We start from the raw sequence: 15,958 nt of genomic DNA, 5'->3' as shown, positions 1-15,958 counted from the left end.
CACGCTACCTGCACCGGCCGTCTCGGTGGTGGACCTCGCGACGGCAACCTGTGGTGTCCACGCGTTCGGCGTAACCGCAATAATGCGGTTTCAGCAGCGGGGTAGGCGCTGTGACCAGAACCACCCGCGCCGCGTCCGCTCCCGGGTGTGTCGCGCCTGGCCGGGGGTACCCGTCCGGGTCGCGCGGGCGGTGGGACCGGGACGGTGGGCGGGGCCGTCGCGACGACGACCCCGCCCCGTCCGTTCGCTCAGTAGGTCGGCAGGCTCGGGTCGACCTGGCGGGCCCACGCGATCACGCCGCCGCCGACGTGCACGGCGTCCTTGAACCCGGCCCGGTGCAGCACCGCCAGCGCCTCCGCCGACCGCGCGCCCGTCTTGCAGTTGAGCACCAGCTGCTTGTCCTGCGGCAGCTCCGCGAACGCCTCGCCCGACAGGATCCGGTCCTTCGGGATCAGCACCGAGCCCGGGATCTTCACGATCTGGTACTCGTGCGGCTCGCGGACGTCGACGAGCAGGAAGTTCTCGCCCGCCTCCTGCTTCTGCTTCAGCTCCAGCGGGGTGATGGTGCTGCCCGCCGCCGCCTGCTGGGCCTCGTCCGAGACCACGCCGCAGAACGCGTCGTAGTCGATCAGCTCGGTGACCTTCACGCTCTCCGGGTCCTTGCGGATCTTGATGGTCCGGTAGGACATCTCCAGCGCGTCGTAGATCATGAGCCGGCCCAGCAGCGGGTCGCCGATGCCGGTCAGCAGCTTGATCGCCTCGGTGACCATGACCGAGCCGATCGACGCGCACAGCACGCCCAGCACCCCGCCCTCGGCGCACGACGGCACCATGCCGGGCGGCGGCGGCTCGGGGTAGAGGTCGCGGTAGTTCAGGCCCTGCCCGTCCGGCGCGTCCTCCCAGAACACGCTGACCTGGCCCTCGAACCGGAAGATCGAGCCCCACACGTACGGCTTGCCCAGCAGCACGGCGGCGTCGTTGACCAGGTACCGGGTGGCGAAGTTGTCCGTGCCGTCCAGGATCAGGTCGTAGTCCCGGAAGATGTCGAGCGCGTTCTCCGAGCTCAGGTGGGTCTGGTGCAGCACCACCTTCACGAACGGGTTGATCTCGGCGACCGAGTCCCGCGCCGACTCCGCCTTCGGCCTGCCGACGTCCGACTGGCCGTGGATGACCTGGCGCTGGAGGTTCGACTCGTCGACCACGTCGAAGTCGACCACGCCGAGCGTGCCGACGCCCGCCGCGGCCAGGTACAGCAGGGCCGGGCTGCCCAGTCCGCCCGCGCCGACCACCAGGACCTTCGCGTTCTTCAGCCGCTTCTGACCGTCGACCCCGACGTCGGGGATGATCAGGTGGCGGCTGTACCGCGCGACTTCCTCCTTGGTCAGCTCCGCTGCGGGCTCCACGAGCGGCGGAAGCGCCATCTGAGTCCTCCTCGACGAAACATGTCCTCTACCGACGGACAACACCAGCCTGCCCCGGCGTCTTCCCGCCCGGGAAGTCGTCCCACGCCTCGGGACGTCCCGGAGGGGTCCCGGGAAGGGTCCCCGGAGGGATTTCCCAGGGGGATTTCCCAGGGGGATCTCTCGGAGGGATCTCCCGGAGAGGTCCCTCAGGGGGACACCGGGAACGGGTTGGGCGTGCACACCTTGCCGTCGGCGGGCACGGCGCCGGAATCGCCGCCGGGCACCGAGTTGAGCTGCGCGACGTAGTCGTTGGCCACGCCGAACGACTGCTGCATCATCACCGGCGCCGCCTTGCCGCTCTCCGCGCAGCCGACGTGCTGGTTGTCCAGCACGTGCCCGACCTCGTGGTTGATCGCGTAGGTGCGGTAGGCCGTGATGTCGTTGCCGTAGACCTTGCCGCCGCGCACCCAGCGGGCCACGTTGATGATCACCCGACCGGTGGGCTCGTGCCAGCACGAGGACTCGAACTGGATCGAGTAGCCGCAGATGGCGTGCGTGGTGTTGGTGGTGGTGAGGCTGATGGTGAAGTCGACGTCGCCGCCCTCCACCCGCTGCATCGACGCCTGGCCGGTGCCCACCCAGCTGCGCGGGTCGGCCAGGAAGGAGTCGACGGTGCGCGCGAACGCCTCGCGGTCGCCGCCGAAGTCCACGGGTTCCACACCGTCCTCGATGGCGATGTCGTACCGGTAGAGCCGGCCCTCGCCGACCTTGTCGGTCTGGCCGGGGACGACCTGCCAGGTGCCCGCGCCCTGCTCGGAGTACCTCGGGCCCTCGGGCAGCACGGCGGTCGGGAAGTTCTTCAGGTCGATGTCCGCGGGCGGCTTCTCGCTGGCCGCGGGCCCGGCAGAGGTGGTGAGCACGGCCTGGTCGCCGGGCGGCGACCCGGCCTCGGCGTCCTGCCCGGTGCCCCCCGGCGTGGCGGTGTCCAGCACCACCAGCGCGGTCAGCACCAGCAGCACGGGCACCGCGTAGATCCGCCAGCCGTAGTTCGCGACCAGGCCCTTGACCCCGCGCCGGCGCCGGCGCGGCGCGCGGCCCGCGGGCTCCCACGAGGCGGCCAGGGGGTCGGCCCCGGTGCGCCGCGCGCCCCGGCGGTAGCGGTCCTCGGACAGCGACGGCCGGTCACCCGGGGAGGAACCCCCGGGAGACGCCGTGCCCTGCGTCGTCCGGTTCACGCCCACCAGGGTGCCACAACCGCGGTGATCGCCCCGACCCCGGTGACCTGGGTGCTGAACCGATCCACCTCACCATTCGCCCCGGTCGGCCGCCTCCCACATGCCGAGCACGGCGCGGGCCGCGGAGACCGGGCGCTCCATCTGCGCCACGTGCCCGGTGCGCGGCAGCACCAGCAGCCGCCCGCGCGGCAGCATCCGGGTGACCCTCGGCGCCTTGCGCACGCTGACCAGCCGGTCCTCCGCACCCCAGATGACCAGCACCGGGGCGGTGACCTTCGGCGGCAGCAGCCACAGGGACCTCGACCGGGGCACCAGCCAGGTCCGGATCAGCTCGATCGTGCTGCGGTTGAGCGCGTTGCCCGCCCACGCCTGCGCGGACCGCTCGACGTACTCGTCCTCGCTCTGCCGGATGCGGTTGTCCGGCACCAGCGAGGGGTCGGCGAAGCACAGGCGCAGCATCTGGTGGGTCCGCTCGCGCGGCGTCAGCGCGGCCAGCTGCTCGCGCACGCGGGCGCCCACGACCGGCAGGAACGCCAGCGGCAACCGGGGGTCGGACACCCGGCGCAGGCTCAGCCGCAGGTCCGGCACGGCGGGCGAGACCAGGGTCAGCGTCCGCACCAGGTCGGGGCGGGTGGCGGCGGCCATGAGGGTGATCGCGCCGCCCATGGAGTTGCCGAACAGGTCCACCGGGCCCGCGCCGAGCGAGTCGAGGTAGCCGATGACCACCTCCGCGTGGGTGAGCATCCGGAAGTCGTAGCCGTGGATCGGCTCGGAGCGGCCGAACCCGGGCAGGTCCAGGGCGTGGCCCTCGGCGTAGCCGGACAGCTGGGCGGCCAGGTCGGTCCAGTTGGTCGACGAGCCGCCCAGGCCGTGCACGTAGACGGCCGTCCGGGTGCCCTCGCCCGAGCCGCTCCCCGCCGGGCTGCCCCCTGTCGGGCTGCCTCCTCCTGGGATGCCTCCTCTCGGGGTGCGCCGGACGTGCACCCGGTGCCCGGCGACCTCGACGTAGTCACCCGGCCACGGTTCGATCGTTGTGTCCAGCGGTGGGAGCGGCGCGGCGGACAGGGGCACGTGGGTGATGGCGGCTCGGCCCGCCCCGAGGGTCTCGGTCACGTTTGCAGGATGCCTGCCGGGGCGTCCCGCGAAACGAGGAGCTTTCCCGGGTCGCTCCTACCAGCGAGTAAGGTTGCCGACGAGCCGGCGGGGCAACCCTTCCCGGTTCCGCGATGATCGGTTGGCTGGAGGCACCATGACGGAGACGGCCCAGACTGCGGTCGGGCACCACGGCGGCGCCGCGGGGCGGGGCGTTCGGCTGCCCCGCACCGCCCGGCGCGCCCAACTGCTGGCCGCGGCGCAGGACGTGTTCGTGACCAACGGCTACCACGCCGCCGCGATGGACGAGATCGCCGAGCGCGCGGGCGTCAGCAAGCCCGTCCTCTACCAGCACTTCCCCGGGAAGCTGGAGCTCTACATGGCGCTCCTGGAGTCCCACGTGGACGAGCTGGTGAACCGGGTGCGCGACGCGCTGGAGTCCACCACGGACAACAAGCAGCGGGTCAAGGCGACGGTCGGCGCGTTCTACGACTTCGTGGACGGCGAGGGCCAGGCGTTCCGGATGGTGTTCGAGTCCGACCTGCGGGGCGAGCCGGCCGTGGCGCAGGCCGTGGAGCGGGCGACGACGGACAGCGTGGACGCGATCACCGAGACCATCACCGCCGACACCGGCCTGGACGAGCACCGGGCGCGGCTGCTGGCCGTGGGCCTGGTGGGGTTGTCGCAGGTGACGGCGCGGGCCTGGCTGGCGGACGACCGGCAGGTGGCCAAGGAGGACGCGGTGGCGCTGATCTCCAACCTGGCGTGGCGGGGCATCGGCGGCGGCTTCCCGCTCCAGCACCTCGACGGCCAGACCCTCGACGGCCAGCAGTGGGACGCCCAGGAGCTCGACGCCCAGCGCTGACACCGGTGGGTGGGCCGCCTCCCCGACGGGGCGGCCCACCCACCGGTCGGGGCCCTGACCCTCCGGTCGGGGCCGACGACTTGCCGGTCACGGCGCCGACCGGCTGGTCAGGGCCCTGACCAGTCGTTCAGGGCCCTGATCCTCCGGTCACGGCGCCGACCCGCCGGGAGCGGGGCGGCGCAGCAGCGCGGTGATGCGCGCGGTGACCTCCTCCGCCCTCTCCAGGGGCAGCATGTGCCCGGCGCCGGGGTGCACGACCAGCTCGGCCCCCGGCAGCTCGTCGGCGATGACGCGCGCGTGCCCGAGCGGCGTGAGGCGGTCGGCGGTGCCGGCCAGCACCACCGCGGGCACCCGGGCCAGCCCGGCCAGCGCCCGGCGCCGGTCGTGCTCGTCGAGCGAGTCGCGGAACGCCACCATGGCCACCGGGTGGCAGCACCCGACCATCTGCGCCGTCATCGCCACGTGCCGCCACGACGGCCGCTCGCCGAACAGCAGCCAGCGCAGGCCCGGCCGCACCGCGCCGGTGCGCGTGAGCAGCCTCGGCCGCCGGGACCGGGCGATCCGCCGGTTCACCGCCTTCTCGCCCGCCGTGAACAGCCGCCCGAGCGCGCCCGGCAGCCCGAGCGTCGTGCCCGCGAGTTCACCCGAAGAGGTGGCGACCAGCACCACGCCCGCGAGCCGGTCGACCAGAGCGGGGTGCTGCTCGGCCAGCGCCATGATCGTCATGCCGCCCATCGAGTGGCCGACCAGCAGGACCCGCCCGGTCGGCACGAGCGCCCCGACCAGCTCGGCCAGGTCGTCGGCGCACCGGGCGATGGTGGCCGTGCCCTCCGGCGCGGGCGCCGACCGGCCGTGACCGCGCAGGTCGTAGCGCAGCACGCGGCCGGGCAGCCCACGCGCCACCTCGTCCCACGAGGTGTGGTCCAGCGTCCAGCCGTGCACCAGGACGGTCGTGGTCGTGGCGTCGCGCGGGCCGGTGTCGACCACGTGCAGCTCCGCGCCGTCCGAGGTGGTGAACCGGGGGGTGTGCCCCACCGCCGCGCCCACCGCGCTCACCCGAGCAGGAAGGACCGGCGCCACGCGCGCGTCCCCGGCTTGCCGACGAGGCCGACCTCGTCCAGGAACCCCATGATCCGCTCGCCCGACCAGCGGATCGTCTCCCGCCAGTGCGGGTTGCCCAGCGCGGCCCGGTGCGCCTCGTCCCGGTCGAGCCCGACCGCGGCGTAGACCTCGGGGTTGATCAGCGACCGGATGACGAACATGGACGTGGTCGCGAGCAGCCACCGCTGGTAGGGCAGCTCCTTGCGGGTGATCGTGGCCATGCCGCGCACGACCTCCTCGCGCGCGAACCGCACGTGGCGGGCCTCCTCCAGCACGTGGATGCGGTTGACCATGCGCACCAGCGGCTGCACCGACCCGTCGGCCATCGCCTCGCGCTGGAGCCGGTCCAGGACCTCCTCGGCGACCAGGATCGAGCCGTACAGCGCGGGCCCGTAGCCGATCACCGGCAGCACCTTGCCCAGTCGGCGGGTGTGCGGGCGGGGGCCGTAGGCCGGGCAGCCGATGCGCTCGACCAGGCGCGCGAACATGGTGGAGTGCCGGCACTCGTCGGCGATCTCGGTCAGCGCGTACTGCGCGTGCCGGGTCGTCGGGTCCGCGCCGTAGACCTCCTTGAGCAGCATCTGCATCAGCAGGATCTCGAACCACAGGCCCACGGACGCGATGCTGGCGACCTCGTGCCGGGACAGGTCGACGCGCTGCTCCGGGCTCATCCGGTCCCACAGCGCGGTGCCGTAGAGGGAGCACCGGTGCTCGGGGGTGTACCGGAGGCCCTCGACCAGCGGCGCGGACCAGTCGATGTCGACCTCGGGGTCGTAGGACCGGTCGGCCGAGGAGTTGAGCAGCCGTTCGGCGGTCTTCTCGCGGTCCGCCACCTTGACGGTCCTCGTCATGGACCCCTCCCCGATCGAGTACGTGTTACTTGAGGTAACGGTTACTTCTGGTAGCGTGCGTCACATGGCTCGAACTGTCAAGGGCGGGACGGACGCTCGGCGCGAGCGGTGGAAGGGTCACCGCGAGGCGAGGCGCGCCGAGTTCGTCGAGGCGACCATCCGCGCGGTCGCCGGGCACGGCCCGGACGTGGGCATGGACGAGATCGCCGCCGAGGCCGGGGTGAGCAAACCGGTGCTCTACCGGCACTTCGCCGACAAGTCCGACCTGTACCTGGCGGTGGGGCAGCGGGCCACGGAGATGCTGATGGACCGGCTCGGCCCGGCCATCGGCCACGAGGGGCCCATCCGCGTCCGGATCGCGCGGATCGTCGACGCCTACCTGTCGGTGATCGAGGAGCACCCCAACCTGTACCGGTTCGTGGTGCGCGCCTCGTTCGCGGACCGGCCGGTCGAGCAGGACGTGGTCGGCGAGGACAAGACCATGATCGCCAACGCGCTGGCGCGGCTGCTCGGCGACTACCTGCGGGCGTTCGGCATGGACTCCGGCGGCGCCGAGCCGTGGGCGCACGCGCTGGTCGGCATGGTGCAGAACGCGGGCGACTGGTGGCTGGACCGGCAGTCGATGACCCGGGCGAGCCTGAGCGACTACCTGACCACGATCATCTGGCACGCCATCGACGGGCTGCTGCGCTCCGCCGGCGTCGAGATCGACCCGGACGCGCCGCTGACCACGGAGTTCTCCCCCGAGGAGGCGCTGTCCGAACCCCGGCTGCGGCTGGTCGACGGCAGGGAGGCGTGATGGCGGGGGAACACGGTCCGGAGGGGCACCCGGAGGACGGGCACCCGGAAGACGGGCACCAGGAGGACGGGCACCCGGAGGACGGCTACACCGGCGAGGCCGTGCTGGTGTTCGACGGGCGGGAGGTGCCGGTGGGCGTCGAGCTGCGCGGCTTCTTCCAGCCCATCGACGGCCGCTACCACTGGTACGGCCGGGTCGCGGCGGACGAGCGGGTCACCGAGCTGGTCGAGGGCGGCGCGCGGACCGCGCTGCTGCGCACCCCCGGCGGCGCGGCGACCGGGTCCCTGACCGACCCCGACCCGTGGGGGCGCTACCGCGTCGCGGGGACCTCCACCCCGCCCTTCCCGGTCGGCTGACCGGGGTCCGAACACGCGGAAAGGGCACCCGTTCGGGTGCCCTTCCGGTCGTCCACGGCCGTGCCGAGCGGCTCAGCCGGCGATGAAGCCGACCCTGCGGGCGTCGCTCGGGCCGATCTCCACGTACGCGATGCGCGCCGCGGGCACCACGAAGCGGGCGCCCTTCTGGTCGACCAGCACGAGCTGCCCGGACCCCGCCTTCAGCGCGTCCGCGACCTGCGCCTCGACCTCATCGGGGGTGAGCCCGCTGGACACCACGAGCTCCCGCGGGCTGTCCGCGATGCCGACCCTGACCTCCACGCTGACCTCCGTGCGCGCGACGATGGCTGTCGAGGGCAACACTAGCCGAGGCCGAGCACGGTCATGCGGCGCGTGTGGCTCTGCTGGAGCCGGCGGAACAGCGTGGCGATGCCCGCCAGGTCCCCCGAACCGCGGATGATCAGCTCCGCCAGCCCGTCCCGCTCCGCCACCACGTACTGGGCCTGCGTCAACGCCTCGCCGAGCAGCCGGCGGCCCCACAGGGTCAGCCGGTCGCGGAGCTTCGGGTCCGCCTCGCAGGCCGCCAGGACTTCGCGCTCGGCGAACGCCGAGTGACCCGTGTCGGCCAGCACCGACAGCACCAGCTCCCGGGTCGGCTCGTCCAGCCACTCGGCCACCTCGCGGTAGAAGTCGGCCGCCAGCGCGTCGCCCACGTACGCCTTGACCAGCGACTCCAGCCACGACCGGGGCGCGGTGGAGGCGTGGAAGGCGTCGAAGCCCGCCGCGAACGGCCGCATCGCCTCCTCCAGCGACCGGCCCCGCTCCGCCAGGTAGCGGTCCAGCAGCGCGTAGTGGCCGATCTCGGCCGCGGCCATCCGCGACAGCGCCGCGCGCCCGGCCAGCGTCGGCGCGGTGCGGGCGTCCTCCGCCATCCGGTCGAACGCCGACAGCTCGCCGTACGCGATCGCCCCGAGCAGGTCCACGACCCCCTCGGCGAACTGGTCGGACACCGCCGCCCGCCCCGCCTCCGCTTCGCTCATGCCGGGGAGCCTAGCCGGGCACGCCGCACCCACGACGTCGTCGTTGTGCCCCTATCGTCCAGGTCGGCGGGTATTGTGGTGCTCCGACGCCCGGTGCGGCGCGGCCCAGTGGGGGCTCGCAGCGGTACCGACGGCTGAACTGCGGCGGCACCGTGCCGTCAGGAGAGGGTGCGCGCACAAACCTCGCCGGCCCCTCCCGCGACCTCGCCCGGCCCTCGGCGGCCCGGCGGCGGTGACGCGGTCGAGCGGCCCGTACAGGCCGTGCGCGCTGGTACGAGAGAGGCGATCACCCTGACTGCGATGAACGAAGACACCCCCATCGATCCCGTGACCCTGGAGCACAGCGAGGCCGGTGTCCCCGCGGACGACACCTCGCACCCGCTGGCGGCCAACGCGCCGGTGCGGACCGACTCCCCCACCTTCACCGAGATGGGCGTGCGCGAGGAGATCGTGCGCGCGCTCGCCGAGGCGGGCATCGAGCGCGCGTTCGCCATCCAGGAGCTGACCCTGCCGCTCGCGCTCGCGGGCGACGACGTCATCGGCCAGGCCCGCACCGGCACCGGCAAGACGCTGGGCTTCGGCATCCCGCTGCTCCAGCGCATCACCACCCCCGGCGACGGCACGCCGCAGGCGCTGGTCGTGGTGCCCACCCGCGAGCTGTGCCTCCAGGTCACCCACGACCTGACCGACGCGGCCAGGCACCTGGACGTGCGCGTGCTCGCCATCTACGGCGGGCGGCCCTACGAGCCGCAGATCGCGGCGCTGCGCAAGGGCGTGGACGTCGTCGTCGGCACCCCGGGCCGGCTGCTCGACCTCGCCGAGCAGCGGCACCTCGTGCTCGGCAAGGTGCGCGGGCTCGTGCTCGACGAGGCCGACGAGATGCTGGACCTGGGCTTCCTGCCCGACATCGAGCGAATCCTGCGCATGGTGCCCGACGAGCGGCAGACCATGCTGTTCTCGGCGACCATGCCGGGGCCGATCATCACGCTCGCCCGGACGTTCCTCAACCAGCCCACGCACGTGCGGGCCGAGGAGAACGACGCGGGCGCCATCCACGAGCGCACCGAGCAGTTCGTCTACCGGGCGCACGCCCTGGACAAGACCGAGCTGCTGGCCCGGATGCTCCAGGCCCGCGACCGCGGCCTGTCCATGATCTTCACCCGCACCAAGCGCACCGCGCAGAAGGTGGCGGACGACCTGGTCGAGCGCGGCTTCGCGGCCGCCGCCGTGCACGGTGACCTCGGGCAGGGCGCGCGCGAGCAGGCGCTGCGGGCGTTCCGGTCGGGCAAGATCGACGTGCTGGTCGCCACCGACGTCGCGGCGCGCGGCATCGACGTGGAGGGCGTCACCCACGTCATCAACTACCAGTGCCCGGAGGACGAGAAGACCTACGTGCACCGCATCGGCCGCACGGGTCGGGCGGGGCGCACGGGCGTCGCGGTCACGCTGGTGGACTGGGACGAGGAGCCGCGCTGGAAGTCGATCAGCGACGCACTCGGCCTGGGCAAGCCGGAGGCGGTGGAGACGTACTCGACGTCGGACCACCTGTTCACCGACCTGAACATCCCGTCCGGTTCCTCCGGTCGGCTGCCGCTGGGCCTGCGCACGCGGGCCGGGCTGGACGCGGAGCCCGAGGAGAACCTGAAGACCGGCGGCAAGAAGACGCGGTCCAAGTCGCGTCGCCGGGGTCGTGGCGAGGCGGCGGACGAGACCGCCCCGAAGTCGTCGCCCTCGGCCCCGTCGTCGTCCTCGTCGGCCCCGGCGTCGGCCCCGTCGTCCTCGCCCTCGTCCTCGGGTGACGAGGAGGGGACCAAGCGCCCGCGCAAGCGCCGCCGCAGCCGCGCCGGCGTGTCCGTCGAGGGCGAGGGGACCCCGAGCGAGGTGCCCGCGGGCGCGCCCGGCGACGCCGAGGCCCAGTCCTCGTCGGCGGACGGCCCGTCCCGCCCGCGTCGGCGCAGGCGTCGGCGCACCGGTGGTGGCGAGGCGGAGACCCCGTCGGCGGAGTAGGCTCACGCCTGCTCGACGAGACGTTTCTGCTGGTGAGCGGGTTTGTGTGTCACTCGATTGAGTGATCATGGGCCGAAAATGTACGGAAACGGTGTTACCGACACTCGGTTAAAAGGGTGAGGAACGCCGGCCACCACGGGACCGCGACTCGCACAGGGGTCGCGGTCCACACCTGAGACCGCGGCTCCCACAGGCCGCGGTCCGCCACACGGGGCAGCCGGAGCACCAGGAGCACCCGGGACCACCCGCCGCCTCGCGCGACGGGGTGGACGGGCCCGCCCGTGCGCCACGCAGGTGAGGGGTGGGCCACCGCCTGTGCACACGGGTGAGGGGTAGGCCGGCGCCCGTGCGGCACACAGGTGCGGGGTAGGCCACCACCCGCCGCCGCCAGGTGAGAGGTAGGCCACCGCCCGCCGCCGCAGGGGTTGTGGTCTCACATGGGCCGCGGTTCACACCGACCTCTTCCCCGTGGTGGCAGCATGTCGCCAGACAGATCGCCGATCAACGGGGAGCCGGGCAGTGGGTCAGCCGGAGCAGGCGGAGGCGAACGGGCAGGGCGTCCTGGCAGAGGACGTCCTGGAAGATCCCGCCGACCTCCACGACGACGCGGACGAGCCGCTACCCGCCCGCTCGTGGCGCACCAGGGGTGACTTCATCGGGGTCGCGCTGGTGACGGTGGCGGTGCTGGTGGCGACGCTGGTGGTGTGGCTGACCAGCGACGCCCGCAACACCACGAGCCAGACCGGCCCGTCGCAGATCACCCCCCTCCAACCGGTGACCGTGCTGCCGCCCGCGCTCGCGGAGGTGTGGCGCGCGCCCAGCGGCGCGACCCCGGTGCCGGTGAACCTGGACTCGGTCGTGGTCACCGGCGACGGCGGCGAGGTCGTCGGCCGGAACGCGCTGACCGGCGACGTGCGCTGGCGCTACAGCCGCGACTGGCCGCTGTGCACCGTGTCGACCGCGTGGGGCCGGGTGTTCGCCGTGCACCGCAAGGAGACCAACTGCTCGGAGGTCACCACCCTCGACACCGCCTCCGGCACCCGCGGCCCGCAGCGCAACGGTGACGCCGAGCTCGGCACCCGCCTGCTGAACGAGGGCTCCCACGTGCTCACCACCGGGGAGAAGTTCGTCGAGGTCTACCGCCGCGACGACCTGGTGCGGTCGCTGGAGTACGGCACCCTGCGCGCCATCGTGAACCCGGGCAAGCAGCCGCGCCCCAACTGCACGTACGGCTCGTTCGCGGTGGCGCCCGGCAAGGTCGCGGTGCTGGAGCGCTGCCCCGAGCAGGACCCCGGCGACCGGATCACGATCCTCAAGCCGAACCCCGAGAAGTCCGACGAACCGCAGGTCATCAGCAGCATGGCGCTCGCCGACAAGGGCACCCGGGTGATCGCGCTGACGGCGACGCGGGTCGCGGTGGCCACGCCAGGCAAGTTGACGGTCTTCGACGCCGACAACGGCAGCCTGGTGGCCGAGTACCCCGTCCAGGTGACCGCGGAGGAGCTGGCCGGCGACCCGCCCGGTCGGGTGGCGTCGACCTTCACCAGCACGGCGAACACCTACTGGTTCACCGGGTCGCGGACGATCGCGCTGTCGCTCAACGACCTCAACCCGCTGTGGACGGTGGACGGCACCCTCGGCACCGGCACCACGATGGCCGGTCACCTGCTCGTGCCGGTCGCCGACGGGTTGGACGTGATCGACCAGGTCAGCGGCCAGGAGGTGACCTCGGTGCCGGTCGACCGGGAGGGGTACACCGGGCACGTGGAGATGGCCACCGAGGGGCCGGTCGTGCTGGAGCAGCGCGGAAGCACGCTGGTCGCGCTCCGGTAGCGACACGCCGGTCGCGCTCCGGTGGGTGGAGGAGGCCGGGGGAGGCGGGGCAGTCGGCGCCGGTAGCGGGAGCAGGTGTCGGGAGCAGGTGTCGGTGGCGGGAGACGGCCGCGCTGTCGCCCGCGTCACGTCGAACCACCCGGTCGGCCCCGCAGCCGGTGCGGAGGACCGCCACGCGTCCGCGCCCCGGGTGCGGCAGACTGCCAGACGTGCACTCGCAGTTCAGCCCGCACCGCGCGGCGCGCGTCGACCTGCCCGGCAGGCACGGCCCGATCGCCGCCCTGCGCTCCCCCGCCGCCGGGCGCGACCTGGGCGCCACGGCGCTGCTGGTCCCCGGCTACACGGGGTCCAAAGAGGACTTCGCGCCCCTGCTCGACCCGATCTCCGACGCGGGCATCGAGGTCGTCGCCATCGACCTGCCCGGCCAGTACGAGTCGACCGGACCGGTCGCGGAGGCGGAGTACCGGCCCTCGGCGCTGGGCGCGGGGCTGTCCGAACTGGTGGCGAAGCTCGCCGCGGAGGGCAGGCGCGTGCTGCTGCTGGGTCACTCGTTCGGGGGACTGGTGGCGCGGGGCGCGGTGTTGGCGGGCGCTCCGGTGTCCGGGTTGACGCTGCTCGCGTCGGGTCCGTCCGAGCTGCCGCCGGGGGCTCGGCGCGCCGCGCTGGACCAGGGTGAGGTGGTGCTGCGCGAACGGGGTGTGGAGGCGGCGCAGCAGGTCAACGAGTCCCGCCAGGCGCTGAACCCGAGCTGGCGGGTGGTGCCGCAGGAGCTGAAGGACTTCTACCGGACGCGGTTCGTCCGTTCGTCGCCGGCGGGGCTGGTGGGCATGGGCGAGGCGCTGCGCACCGAGCCGGACCTGGTCGCGAAGCTGGCCCGCACCCTGCGCACGACGGGCACCCCGTGCCTGGTGGTGTGCGGCGAGCTGGACGACGCGTGGTCGGCGGCCGCGCAGCGCGACATGGCCGAGCGGCTCGACGCGGACTTCGCCGGGCTGCCCGGGGTGGTGCACTCGCCGAACACGGAGGCGCCGGACGCGCTGCTGGGCACGGTGCTGCCGACGTGGCGGGCGTGGCTCAGCTGAGGCTCACGCCCACCAGTAGAACCACATCGTCAGGGCGGTGAGCACGACCACGACCAGGCCGCACGCCGTCACGGCGCGGCCCTGCCGGCGGTCCGCGAAGACCTGCGCCACCGCCGCCGCGACGGCTGCCCCGACGTGGCCGGCGACCACGTCGAGCCCGGGTCCGGGCAGGTCGTGGGCGCCCGCGTAGACCTGCACGCCGATCAGGGCCAGCGCCAGCAGCACCAGTCCGACGGCGAACGCTCCGCTGACCCCGCGCCACAGCCTGGCCACGCGCGGTTCGGGTCTGCTGTCGACCATCGTCACGTGGTCAACTCTACGGCGCGAGCAGCTCCCACGGTTCGAGCGCCGGCGACGCGCGCTGTCCCTCGGGGCAGGAGCGCCGGAAGTCGCACCACGTGCACTGCCGGCCGGTGCGGGGCGGGAACAGCACGTCCCGGTCGCCGCCCGCGGCGAGGGTGTCGGAGGCGAGGCTGAGCTCGTCGGCGGCCTCCTCGGCCCGGGTCACGTGCCGGCCCAGGCTCTCCTCGGTGTGCTCCCACACGGCGACGGACCTGGTGGGCAGGTGGTGCAGCTCGACCCGGTGGCACGGCCTGCGCAGGGTGCGCCGCGCGGCCAGCGCGTACAGGGCGAGCGCCTGGGAGCCGCGCGCGTCGTCCACGGTCAGGGCATGGCGCCCGGTCTTGTAGTCCACGATCACCAGCTCGCCGTCGCGCAGGTCGATGCGGTCGACCCGCCCCTCGGCGACGATCCGGGTCGTGGGGGTGGACACCCAGCGCTCGATGCCGACCGGTTCGATCGAGGTGTCGGTGCCCTCGACGTAGTCGCGCACCCAGCCGACCGCGCGGTCCCGGTAGCCGGCGGCCTGCTCGGCGTCGCGGAAGCCGTCGTCCTTCCACTGGCGGTGCAGCAGGGCCACGGCCTGCTCGGGGGTGCGGCGGTCGGCGGGCAGGTCGAACAGGGCCTTGAGGGCGTTGTGCACGACGGCGCCGAGCGTGTTGTGCGCCCACGCGCCGCCGCGCGGGGGTGTCGGCCGGTCCAGGTAGGCCATGCGGAAGCGACGCGGGCAGTCGGCCCACGTGGACAGCTTCGCCGGCGTCACCTTCACCAGCTTCTTCGGGGCGGACCCGAAGTCGAACCCCAACTGCTCAGGCACGGGCCAAAGCTACAGTGTTGGATTGCGCCGCCTCCGGCGTCGCGGCGAGACCGCCTGGAAGTCGGCGGCTCGCGACTGATCCCGCGACGATCGAAGGGCGTGATCGCCGCGGGATGAGCCGCGAACCACCGACGCGGTCTCGCGGTGGTGGTCCCGTTCGGGGAGGTTGCGCGAACGGCGGGTGGCCGGGTGAGCCCACCGCCGCCGCCGGTCTGCCCGTCGAGGTCGTTCAGCCCGTCGAGGTCGTTCAGCCCGTTGGGGGCGGTCTGTCCGTTGGGGGCGGTCAGCCCGTCAGGACCTTGCAGCCCGTGGCTCGGTCGGCCAGGGCGTCGAGCACGTCCGGCGACGTGGTCTCGGCGCCCAGCTCCACCGTCTTGTTCGTGCCGTGGTAGTCGCTGGACCCGGTGGTCAGCAGGCCCAGGTCGCCGGCCAGGCCGCGCAGCCGCGCCCGCGTGGCCCGGTCGTGGTCGGGGTGGTCCACCTCGACGCCGGCCAGCCCCAGGTCGGTCAGGTCGGCCACCACCTGGTCGCTCACGATCGGCCCGCGCGAGGTGGCGAACGGGTGCGCGAGCACCGTCACCCCGCCCGCCTCGGTGATCATCCGGATGGCCCGCTCGACGGGCGTGTCCGTGCGCGACACGTAGTACCGCCCGCCGGTCAGGTACTTGGCGAACGCCTCGTCCACGGTGGTGACCACGCCGGCCCGGATGAGCGCCATGGCCAGGTGCGGCCGGCCCGCGGGGGCGTCGGCGGGCATGGCCGCCATCAGCTCGTCCGGGTCGATGGGGAAGCCGTCGGCCACCATGTGCTCGGCCATCCGCCGCAGCCGCTGCCGCCGTTCGAGGCGCAGCCTGAGCTGCTCCTCGACCAGGGCGGGCGAGGTGTGGTCGTACAGGTAGGCCAGCAGGTGCACGGTGATCCTGCGGCCGAGGCCGTCGTCGGAGGCGCAGGACAGCTCCGCGCCCCGCACCAGCTTCAGGCCGGGTGGCAGGGCGTTGGCCGCCTCGGTCCAGCCGGCGGCGGTGTCGTGGTCGGTCAGCGCGACGGCGCCGAGGCCCGCGGCCGCCGCGGCGGCCACGAGCGCGGCCGGCGTGTCGGTGCCGTCGGACTCGGTCGAGTGGGTGTGCAGGTCGATGCGCACCCACCCAGTCTGACCTAC

Annotated in this window: 16 protein-coding genes; 6 read left to right on the top strand and 10 right to left on the bottom strand. The window is 73.5% G+C overall.

What is annotated here, in order from left to right; translation table 11 throughout:
• Window positions 1-248: 248 nt before the first annotated feature.
• The 3 genes from moeZ to ACFP3R_RS23165 form a co-directional block, all read right to left on the bottom strand.
• Entirely contained in the window at window positions 249-1,421 is a 1,173-nt protein-coding gene (gene moeZ, locus ACFP3R_RS23175) for an adenylyltransferase/sulfurtransferase MoeZ (RefSeq protein ID WP_380638474.1), read from the bottom strand.
• Window positions 1,422-1,609: 188 nt separating this feature from the next.
• The gene (locus ACFP3R_RS23170; protein WP_380638473.1) at window positions 1,610-2,638 is read right to left on the bottom strand and encodes a DUF3152 domain-containing protein; all 1,029 of its coding nucleotides are present in this window, start codon (window positions 2,636-2,638) and stop codon (window positions 1,610-1,612) included.
• A 69-nt stretch (window positions 2,639-2,707) separates the two neighbouring features.
• Complete coding sequence (locus tag ACFP3R_RS23165; protein ID WP_380638472.1) at window positions 2,708-3,751, bottom strand: alpha/beta fold hydrolase; 1,044 nt, start codon at window positions 3,749-3,751, stop codon at window positions 2,708-2,710.
• A 136-nt stretch (window positions 3,752-3,887) separates the two neighbouring features.
• On the opposite strand from ACFP3R_RS23165, the gene ACFP3R_RS23160 reads away from it, so the two are divergent.
• A complete protein-coding gene (locus ACFP3R_RS23160; protein WP_380638471.1) occupies window positions 3,888-4,595 on the top strand; it encodes a TetR/AcrR family transcriptional regulator in 708 nt (235 codons plus the stop codon).
• A gap of 147 nt (window positions 4,596-4,742) precedes the next feature.
• Here ACFP3R_RS23160 and ACFP3R_RS23155 read toward each other — a convergent pair whose 3' ends face one another.
• Together ACFP3R_RS23155 and ACFP3R_RS23150 are read right to left on the bottom strand one after the other, a co-directional pair.
• Window positions 4,743-5,651 carry an alpha/beta fold hydrolase gene (locus tag ACFP3R_RS23155; protein WP_380638470.1) on the bottom strand — a complete coding sequence of 303 codons (909 nt, stop codon included), beginning with the start codon at window positions 5,649-5,651 and terminating at the stop codon, window positions 4,743-4,745.
• Window positions 5,648-6,547, bottom strand: a complete 900-nt coding sequence (locus tag ACFP3R_RS23150) for an AurF N-oxygenase family protein (RefSeq protein WP_380638469.1) — start codon at window positions 6,545-6,547, stop codon at window positions 5,648-5,650. The genes ACFP3R_RS23155 and ACFP3R_RS23150 overlap by 4 nt, the downstream gene beginning before the upstream one ends.
• Before the next feature lie 64 nt (window positions 6,548-6,611).
• Between ACFP3R_RS23150 and ACFP3R_RS23145 the strand changes: the two genes are divergently transcribed.
• On the top strand, window positions 6,612-7,346 hold the full coding sequence (locus ACFP3R_RS23145) for a TetR/AcrR family transcriptional regulator (protein WP_380638468.1): 735 nt from the start codon (window positions 6,612-6,614) through the stop codon (window positions 7,344-7,346).
• Window positions 7,346-7,702 carry a DUF4873 domain-containing protein gene (locus tag ACFP3R_RS23140; RefSeq protein ID WP_380638467.1) on the top strand — a complete coding sequence of 119 codons (357 nt, stop codon included), beginning with the start codon at window positions 7,346-7,348 and terminating at the stop codon, window positions 7,700-7,702. The genes ACFP3R_RS23145 and ACFP3R_RS23140 overlap by 1 nt, the downstream gene beginning before the upstream one ends.
• 72 nt (window positions 7,703-7,774) lie before the next feature.
• Here the strand turns inward: ACFP3R_RS23140 and ACFP3R_RS23135 are convergent, their stop codons facing one another.
• Together ACFP3R_RS23135 and ACFP3R_RS23130 are read right to left on the bottom strand one after the other, a co-directional pair.
• A complete protein-coding gene (locus ACFP3R_RS23135; protein ID WP_380638466.1) occupies window positions 7,775-8,002 on the bottom strand; it encodes a DUF3107 domain-containing protein in 228 nt (75 codons plus the stop codon).
• Window positions 8,003-8,043: 41 nt separating this feature from the next.
• Entirely contained in the window at window positions 8,044-8,721 is a 678-nt protein-coding gene (locus ACFP3R_RS23130) for a ferritin-like fold-containing protein (protein ID WP_380638465.1), read from the bottom strand.
• A gap of 300 nt (window positions 8,722-9,021) precedes the next feature.
• Between ACFP3R_RS23130 and ACFP3R_RS23125 the strand changes: the two genes are divergently transcribed.
• The 3 genes from ACFP3R_RS23125 to ACFP3R_RS23115 all read left to right on the top strand — a co-directional run bounded on the left by ACFP3R_RS23125 (window position 9,022) and on the right by ACFP3R_RS23115 (window position 13,643).
• On the top strand, window positions 9,022-10,728 hold the full coding sequence (locus tag ACFP3R_RS23125; RefSeq protein WP_380638464.1) for a DEAD/DEAH box helicase: 1,707 nt from the start codon (window positions 9,022-9,024) through the stop codon (window positions 10,726-10,728).
• A 519-nt stretch (window positions 10,729-11,247) separates the two neighbouring features.
• Window positions 11,248-12,561: an Rv3212 family protein gene (locus ACFP3R_RS23120; RefSeq protein WP_380638463.1), complete on the top strand. Its 1,314-nt coding sequence runs from the start codon at window positions 11,248-11,250 to the stop codon at window positions 12,559-12,561.
• Between the two features lie 209 nt (window positions 12,562-12,770).
• Window positions 12,771-13,643 (top strand): alpha/beta fold hydrolase, encoded by an 873-nt coding sequence (locus ACFP3R_RS23115; protein WP_380638462.1) that lies wholly within the window; start codon window positions 12,771-12,773, stop codon window positions 13,641-13,643.
• A gap of 3 nt (window positions 13,644-13,646) precedes the next feature.
• Here ACFP3R_RS23115 and ACFP3R_RS23110 read toward each other — a convergent pair whose 3' ends face one another.
• The 3 genes from ACFP3R_RS23110 to ACFP3R_RS23100 form a co-directional block, all read right to left on the bottom strand.
• Complete coding sequence (locus ACFP3R_RS23110; RefSeq protein WP_380638461.1) at window positions 13,647-13,949, bottom strand: hypothetical protein; 303 nt, start codon at window positions 13,947-13,949, stop codon at window positions 13,647-13,649.
• 10 nt (window positions 13,950-13,959) lie between these two features.
• Window positions 13,960-14,799, bottom strand: a complete 840-nt coding sequence (locus ACFP3R_RS23105; RefSeq protein ID WP_380638460.1) for a RecB family exonuclease — start codon at window positions 14,797-14,799, stop codon at window positions 13,960-13,962.
• Between the two features lie 283 nt (window positions 14,800-15,082).
• Window positions 15,083-15,940, bottom strand: a complete 858-nt coding sequence (locus ACFP3R_RS23100) for a PHP domain-containing protein (protein ID WP_380638459.1) — start codon at window positions 15,938-15,940, stop codon at window positions 15,083-15,085.
• Window positions 15,941-15,958: the final 18 nt, after the last annotated feature.

Origin of the sequence: Saccharothrix lopnurensis (assembly GCF_042658445.1) — a bacterium.
Lineage (GTDB): Bacteria > Actinomycetota > Actinomycetes > Mycobacteriales > Pseudonocardiaceae > Actinosynnema > Actinosynnema lopnurensis.
The sequence above is the reverse complement of the archived record's forward strand: the minus strand, read 5'-3'. Positions and strand labels throughout refer to the sequence as shown.